General features: G+C 34.7%; 7 protein-coding genes and 1 pseudogene. 7 read left to right on the top strand and 1 reads right to left on the bottom strand.

Annotation, left to right across the window (positions count from 1 at the left end; all coding sequences use genetic code 11):
• Positions 1-976 precede the first annotated feature (976 nt).
• The 6 genes from G580_RS11550 (at position 977) to G580_RS0108410 (ending at position 6,837) form a co-directional block, all read left to right on the top strand.
• Positions 977-1,141, top strand: coding sequence for a hypothetical protein (locus tag G580_RS11550; RefSeq protein ID WP_156874815.1), 165 nt, complete (start codon positions 977-979; stop codon positions 1,139-1,141).
• Positions 1,142-1,314: 173 nt separating this feature from the next.
• Positions 1,315-2,457 (top strand): FIST C-terminal domain-containing protein, encoded by a 1,143-nt coding sequence (locus G580_RS0108430; protein WP_028841782.1) that lies wholly within the window; start codon positions 1,315-1,317, stop codon positions 2,455-2,457.
• Entirely contained in the window at positions 2,454-3,074 is a 621-nt protein-coding gene (locus G580_RS10630; RefSeq protein ID WP_051173315.1) for a GGDEF domain-containing protein, read from the top strand. The genes G580_RS0108430 and G580_RS10630 overlap by 4 nt, the downstream gene beginning before the upstream one ends.
• Before the next feature lie 191 nt (positions 3,075-3,265).
• On the top strand, positions 3,266-4,150 hold the full coding sequence (rmuC, locus tag G580_RS0108420; protein WP_028841781.1) for a DNA recombination protein RmuC: 885 nt from the start codon (positions 3,266-3,268) through the stop codon (positions 4,148-4,150).
• A 30-nt stretch (positions 4,151-4,180) separates the two neighbouring features.
• Positions 4,181-6,604, top strand: a complete 2,424-nt coding sequence (locus G580_RS0108415; protein ID WP_083960851.1) for a heavy metal translocating P-type ATPase — start codon at positions 4,181-4,183, stop codon at positions 6,602-6,604.
• A 23-nt stretch (positions 6,605-6,627) separates the two neighbouring features.
• Positions 6,628-6,837, top strand: a complete 210-nt coding sequence (locus G580_RS0108410; RefSeq protein WP_028841779.1) for a heavy-metal-associated domain-containing protein — start codon at positions 6,628-6,630, stop codon at positions 6,835-6,837.
• A 10-nt stretch (positions 6,838-6,847) separates the two neighbouring features.
• Here the strand turns inward: G580_RS0108410 and G580_RS11640 are convergent, their stop codons facing one another.
• Positions 6,848-7,147, bottom strand: coding sequence for a DUF2934 domain-containing protein (locus G580_RS11640; RefSeq protein ID WP_028841778.1), 300 nt, complete (start codon positions 7,145-7,147; stop codon positions 6,848-6,850).
• 77 nt (positions 7,148-7,224) lie between these two features.
• On the opposite strand from G580_RS11640, the pseudogene G580_RS10625 reads away from it, so the two are divergent.
• Positions 7,225-7,450 (top strand): annotated as a pseudogene (locus tag G580_RS10625) (IS256 family transposase); the annotation flags it as partial.

The raw sequence follows: 7,450 nt of genomic DNA, 5'->3' as shown, positions 1-7,450 counted from the left end.
TTTAAGAGGAGTGCAGCAGCCATTTTGATACCCTCTTTTGATTCAATTTTTGAGATTTCACTTAAAACTTTTTCTAAATCTAAGTCTAAGTTTTCCATTTTACAGACCTCCTGGTTAGTTTAGTCTTTTAGGTTTTATGTTATCATTAATTTAAAAAATATTAAAAATTTTTATTATGCCTCTAAAATATTTTATTAAAAGACACAATTTATATTCTACTCCCTTGAAAAATTAGGTGATGGAAAAGATGGATTGAAACTGGATGATTGGGAAGTCAGTATAGACATCTTTTCGGATGAAGTTTGTCTGAACTGTAAGCATTTGATTGATGAGTATATGCACAGGTGCAAGGCCTTTGACAGGATCCCCAAGGAGCTGTGGTATTCAATCGGGAGACATAAAAAGCCCTATCCGGGAGATAAGGGTATTAGATACGAATCTAAATTCTCGAGTAAAAAAAGACCAAGAAGCTTAGCAAGTCGGATTAGAATTTCATGATGATGGTTCAAACTTGCTTCCTCCCCGATTAATTCGCCTTTTTCAATTTTTTGTTTCAAGCCTACCTATAAGGAATTAAAACTAAGATCGTGCATTGTTTGAAGTTTTTTTTGTATTTTATCGTTTCGAGTCTACCTATGAGGAATTGAAAGTAAAGGTATAAAAGATATTCTTGCTGAAGTAATTTGAAAGCTAAAAAATAATAAAATAGTTAAAATATGTGATAAGACTTGAGCCTGATAACTTTTCAGTACATTTTATGAAGCAAGAAGAAGAGGTAAATCAATAGATGGAATTATCAAAATCTTATAAAAATGAATTGATAAAAGAATAGGTTCTGTTTTGTGAGCCTCCAGCGTATTATTTACGAAATTATTATACTGTTCCTGCAGATTTAGAGACCAGGGAAGAAATCCACAAGCTCGGGCTTGATGAAGATGAAAGGGTTAAGCAGGCAGATATAGAGCTTATTAAAGTAGTGTTAGAAAAAGGTGCTGATCCAGCATATTATTTCAGAGACCCTGAGAAATATCCCTTTGATCACTGGTGGTGGCACTTAGACAAGATAGCTGCGAGGACCTATCCTGCTGAACTTTTACTAGAGTATTTAAGGAAAAAAGATGAAAAAGCTCCTAAAAAGTAATTTTTAAAAGATTTAAAAATAAGAACTCTGTTTTTCTATTATTTGGATGATAACTTTTTACAATAGGGGTGGGTAAAACAGAAGTAAAATTTTTGATCGAATGCGGGAGCCTTGCTTTGTTTAGTTAATCTACTATAATTTTAAAAAATTTTTAAGATTATTTAAGAAAACACATGAAAGCACTAGTGTTTCAAAGTCGAGAAAAAACATTATCAAGTGCATTAGAAGATATTAAAAAGCAGATAGATAAACATTTTGATACCTATGATTTTTTAATCTTTGCTGTATCTCCAGATTATCCCTACAATGATATAAACTACTATATAAAAAAAGTTTTTAATACAGAAAAAAATATAGGGTTCCACGCTATTCACTCTTTTTGTGACAGTGAAATAGTAGAAGGTATTTCTGTAGCGGTTATAAAATTTGAAAGAACCGGTAAGGTAGAAATTTTTTATTTAGAAGGTATTGATGAGAACGAAGCAGTTATAGAAACTGCAAACTACTTTAACTCAAATTCAGATAAGCTTCATATTATTATTGGAGGGTTAGGTAATAAAAAACGATTCGGGACATTTATAGAGGAGGTATCTCAGTTTATAGACTTTCAACCTGTAAATAATATAATTGGAGGGATATCTTCAGGGTATAGAGATGCTAACGGGGAGGTTTTATCATATCAGTTTGTTGATTCTAAAATCATAAAAAATGGTTTTGTAATTATAACTTTTTCAAACATAGATTTTGCTATAGATATAGCACTTGGGTTCAAACCCTATGGAGTTACTTACGAAATCAAAAAAGCTAAAGATTACAAACTGTACTTAGTAGATGAGAATAGAAATTTTAGCGATATTACACGATCATTGATAAAGGGCATAGATAATTTTGATATAAGATATCTTTGGTATATTCCTATTTATATCCTTGATGATGAAGAAGGGTATGTAGCAACTTTAAGAACCTTTAAGAAAGTTGAAAAAGATTATGTAGAATTTTTTGGCCCAATAAAGGAAGGGCAGAAATTAAAACTTTCTTTCGCTACAGCCGAAGAGCTTTTACAGGAAAATTTAAAAATTGCCAAAAGAGTAAAGGAAAGAATAGGACATAGTGAAATTGTATTTGACTTTTCATGTACTGCAAGACAATACGTATTAGAAGAACGGCAAAAAGAAGAAGCAGAGATTTATACTTCGATCTTAAATAGTAATCTTTTTGGGTTTTTTACATACGGAGAAATAGGGCCAGATAGATATTTTAAAAAACTAAAATTTTATAATGAAACATCAATTGTATTAGCGATGAAGGAAAGATGAGAAAGGAAATAAAAATAAAGCTATTAAAAAATCTTTTAGAAGAGGTTACTAAGAAATACGATTCCATTTTGTCTCTAAAAGAAGAAAAGTTAAAAGATGCTTATTTAATGGCTATTAAAGACGAGCTTACAGGATTGTATAATAGATATTATCTTAAAGATTGTTTAGTAAAGTCAATCGAAAGATTAAAAAGAAATGAGGGTGGTAAAATTTTTCTTATATTTATTGACCTTGATAATTTTAAACTAATCAATGATACATATGGTCATAATAAAGGGGATGAAGTTTTAAAAGAAATAGCACAAATATTAAGTATAAATTTTAGAAAATATGACATTATAGCAAGGTATGGTGGTGATGAATTTATTATACTGTTTGAATCTGACAACGAACCCATAGAAAGAATAAACACTTTAAGACAGAAAATAGAAGAAATTTTCAGAGAGTTTCAACTCTCTTTTAGCTATGGCGTTTCGGTATTCCCTGATGATATAGAAGATATAAACATGGAAACTCAGGAAATCATAAAAAAATTAATAGAAATTGCTGATAGAAGAATGTATGAAGAAAAAATGAAAAGAGAAGAAGGTAATAATTTTAGAATAATTAAAGAGTAGTTTGTATATCGTGAAGATGAAACTTTTGTGGGCTATTCAGCGTTCTTGAGAAATATCCCTTTAACCACTGGTGGTGGCATCTTGAAGTTTATAGCCAGGCTTTAAAAGATAATTTTTTATAAAAATTTTTTGGCATCATATCGTTATAACCTAATTGCGTTAATTTATTAAATAAAGTAAAATCATAGAATATGGACTACCTCTGGCTGGTGTTATTTTTTGTTGTGTTGGTGGGGATTTTCTGGTTTTTTTATGTCAACTTTAAAAAGTATGTAGACGAACGATTTTCTTGGTTTCAACAAAGGTTAGAAAACATCTCTGAGCCTTTGTTTTCAGTCAAAGAAAGGCTGTCTGATTTGCAGGACATCAAGAAGGATCTTACCAAGCTTTATATAACAGAGGAAGTGCTTAAAGGATTAAGTGAGGATGTAGCCAAACTTAATGCCATTTTTTTAAGCCGAAAGTCAGGTAAGGCTGGGGAAAGGGCTGTAGAAGAGGTTTTAGGGCTTTTACCTCCCAATCTACTTGTCAGAAACCTTAAGATGGGGGCGTCAGAGGTTGAGTTTGCTTTTGTTTTAAGAGAAGGGAAGTATTTACCTGTAGATTCAAAGGTTACTTCTCCAGAAATTCTTACTAAAGAAGAACTTTCTGAAGAAGAGTTAAAAGAGCTTATAAAAAGGATTAAGAAAAGGGCTAAAGAGATCATAAATTATACTAAAGATGAAAAGTCTGTGGGATTTGCCGTAATGACTGTTCCTGACAGGGTTTATGACTTTTGTAAGTTCAAACTGTTAGAGGAGTTAGAAAAAGATAAAATCATCCTTGTGCCCTATGGTTTACTCTTATCTTTTTTGATGTTTGTGTTTTTCTTTTGGGAAAGGTTTGGAGAGGTGATAGAGGCTTCAGATTTTTCTGGATTTATAGTAAAGTTAGAGAAAGGACTATATGAAATGGAAAGGGACATAGAACAACTTTTTAAAGAACTTCGCTCGGTAGAAAATCTATCTCATCGGGTTAGAAATAATCTTTTCTTCTTAAAAAGAGAGTTAGAAAAAACCAAAATAAGCTCTGATTAAAGTAAAATTTTTAGGTGAGAAGGAGGTATCTTGGAAAAAGTTTTGGAAATTCCTATCATAGGGATAACCTGTGCTGCCTGTGTTAAAAGGGTTACTGATTTACTTTTGAAGGTTCCTGGCATAAAACAAGCAACGGTAAACTTAATCACAGAAAAGGCAACTTTAGAGGTTGAAGAAGGAAAAAGTCTTGATTTAAAGGCTATAAGGAAGGCACTACAAAAAGGAGGGTATGATTTAGGGGTTCAGCGGGTGGTTTTTAAGATAGAAGGATTATCCTTAAGAGACCCTAAAAGAATCGAGAAGGAACTTTTAAAGGTTTTAGGTGTGGTAGAAGCTTCAGCCAACCAGGCAATAGAAGAGCTGGTTTTAGACTATGTTCCTACTCTGGTAGAACCAGAAGACCTCAAAAAAAGACTTGCCAGTTTAGGTTACGATCAGGCGGTTGTCTTGCAAGGAGAGGTAGAACTTTATGAAGAGGTTTTTAGAAAAAGAGAAGAGCAGGAGTTAAAGAAAAAATTTTTGATTAGTGCGATACTTACAGGTGTTATTCTTTTAGACATGGTAACCCATGTCTTGGGACATGTGGGGAAAAGAGAGGTTTTTAACTATATATTGTTTGGTTTGACGACTCCGGTGCTATTTTACGGAGGTAGTAGGTTTTTTAAGGCTGCGGTCAAAGGGCTTAGGCATCTTTCTTTTGACATGAACACTTTGATTGCCCTTGGAGCAGGAGCAGCTTATTTATATAGTTTTGTGGCAACCTTTTTCCCTGATATTTTTTGGGCTTCGGGGCAGACACCTCAGGTTTATTATGAAACAGCAGCGGTAATCATTACCCTTATCCTTTTTGGACGGTTCCTTGAGGCAAAGGCCAAACATAGGACCACAGAAGCTATCAAAAAACTTGCCTCTCTTCAGCCATCAAAAGCCAGGATTATCAAAGACAACATGGAAAAAGAGGTTTCTATCAAAGAGGTGCGAGTAGGGGACTTGGTTTTGGTTAAACCTGGAGAAAGGTTTCCGGTAGACGGAGAAATTGTAGAAGGTATAGGGTTGGTAGACCAGGCTGTGATTACTGGAGAAAGCTTGCCTGTAGAAAAAAGGGTAGGAAATAAGGTTATAGGAGGCACAGTAAACCTTACAGGAAGTTTTAAAATAAGGGTAACCCACGTAGGGAAAGATACCGTCTTGGCTCACATCATAAGGCTTGTTAGAGAGGCTCAGGCTACCAAACCTACCATACAGAAACTTGCCGATCGTATAGCCTCTGTGTTTGTGCCTTTGGTCATAGCGATTGCTTTGGTTACTTTTCTGGTATGGTTTGGGTTAGGATATGGACTAACCTTTAGCTTAATGAATGCTATTTCCGTTCTGGTGGTAGCCTGTCCCTGTGCTTTAGGACTTGCTACCCCAACAGCTATCGCGGTGGCTACAGGAAAAGCTGCAGAAGAAAACATCCTTATCAAAAACCCTGAAGCTTTAGAGTATGCAAACCGACTAAATTATGTAGTATTTGATAAAACAGGTACCCTTACCTATGGGCAGCCGGTGGTTAAGAAGATGGAGGTTTTTTCAGGATGTTCTGAGGAAGAGGCTATCTTTTTTACCGCTTCTGCGGAAAAGAATTCAGAGCATCCCTTTGGTAAGGCCTTAGTAGAGTTTGCTAAAAAAAGAGGGTTAGAGGTAGTAGAACCTGATGAGTTTTACTATTTACCTGGAAAAGGGGTGGTAGCCCAATTAAAAGGTAAAGAGGTATTGGTTGGGAATAGACGGTTTATGGAAGAGGCTGGCTTAGGTTTAGATGAGTTTGAGCGGTTTTTAAGAGAAAGTAACATAGAAGGAATTTCTTATGTGCTGGTAGCTGTAGACGGAAGGCTTTGTTCTGCTTTTTGGTTTGAGGATAAGATTAAGGAAGAAGCCTTGGAGGTGTTGCAAAACCTTAAGAAAAAAGGGATTAAGGTAGGGTTGCTCACAGGAGATGCTTGGCAGACAGCTAAAGAAGTGGCTAAAAGACTTGGAGTAGACGAGGTTTGGGCTGAGGTTTTGCCTCAAGAAAAGGCGATGAAGATAGATGAGATAAGAGAAAAAGAAAAAATAGTTGCTATGGTAGGGGATGGGGTAAATGACGCCCCAGCCTTAGCCAAAGCTCATCTGGGTGTGGCCATAGGGTCAGGCACAGAGGTTGCCTCTGCTACCGCAGACCTTATTTTGATAAAAAACGACCTAAGAGATCTTTTAAAAGCCTTTAGGTTATCTGAAATAACCTATAAAAAAATAAAACAAAACTTCTTCTGGGCCTTTTTTTATAACCTTATCCTTATTCCTGTGGCTGCAGGGGTGCTTTATCCTTTTTCAGGACTTCTTTTAAAGCCAGTTTTTGCCTCAGCATCCATGGCCTTTAGTTCACTTTTTGTGCTTGTTAACTCCTTAAGTTTAAAAAAGGTAAGACTATAAATTTTTAGTATCAGGAGGGGTAGATGAAGACCTATAGCTTAAAAGTAGAGGGAATGACCTGTCCTCATTGTGAAATGACCATAGAAAATGGGCTCAAAAAGATGTTTCCAGACCTTATTTTTGTTAAAGCAGACAGAAATAAAAAAGAGGTAACCTTAAAGTCTCTTAAAGAAATAGACTTAAACGCAGTTTCCCAAGCTATAGAAAGCCTTGGTTATAAAGTGGTGGAATAAGGGAAAAAGATTATCCTTTTTTCTTACCTCTACCTTTCCCTTGGGTAGCAGACCTTTCTTCTGTCTTTTTTCTGCATCTTACCTTGGTTTTAGGTTGGTTTTCACAGGCTGAAGAGGGGCTTGTTTCTTGAGAACCTTCTTTAGAAATTAAGCCATACCTCTCTAAAACGATCCTTTCAGCTTCTAACCAGTTGTCTAAGTCCCTACCAGGAATACATCCACTTTTTACATAAAGCTCATAGGCTACCTTTCTGATTTCCTCGGGAGTAGAATATAAATTGTGTCTTTTAATAAAATATTTTAGAGGCATAATAAAAATTTTTAATATTTTTTAAATTAATGATAACATAAAACCTAAAAGACTAAACTAACCAGGAGGTCTGTAAAATGGAAAACTTAGACTTAGATTTAGAAAAAGTTTTAAGTGAAATCTCAAAAATTGAATCAAAAGAGGGTATCAAAATGGCTGCTGCACTCCTCTTAAACGCTCTCATGAAAAAAGAAAGAGAAATATTCCTTAGAGATAGTATTGATAATAAAGCTAATGGTTACTATGAAAGACAACTTGCCTGTTTCTTAGGTAACCTTGGTATCTCTGTCCCAAGAGATAGAA

The sequence above is a fragment of the Thermodesulfobacterium hveragerdense DSM 12571 genome (assembly GCF_000423845.1).
Taxonomy (GTDB): domain Bacteria; phylum Desulfobacterota; class Thermodesulfobacteria; order Thermodesulfobacteriales; family Thermodesulfobacteriaceae; genus Thermodesulfobacterium; species Thermodesulfobacterium hveragerdense.
Note: the sequence above shows the minus strand (reverse complement) of the source record. Positions and strands in the feature narration are given on the sequence as shown.

Excerpts from the sequence above, each read along its gene's own strand:
- G580_RS0108410 (WP_028841779.1), top strand. The coding sequence starts at position 6,628 with ATGAAGACCTATAGCTTAAAAGTAGAGGGAATGACCTGTCCTCATTGT.
- G580_RS0108430 (WP_028841782.1), top strand. The coding sequence starts at position 1,315 with ATGAAAGCACTAGTGTTTCAAAGTCGAGAAAAAACATTATCAAGTGCA.
- G580_RS10630 (WP_051173315.1), top strand. The coding sequence starts at position 2,454 with ATGAGAAAGGAAATAAAAATAAAGCTATTAAAAAATCTTTTAGAAGAG.
- rmuC (WP_028841781.1), top strand. The coding sequence starts at position 3,266 with ATGGACTACCTCTGGCTGGTGTTATTTTTTGTTGTGTTGGTGGGGATT.
- G580_RS11640 (WP_028841778.1), bottom strand. The coding sequence starts at position 7,147 with ATGCCTCTAAAATATTTTATTAAAAGACACAATTTATATTCTACTCCC.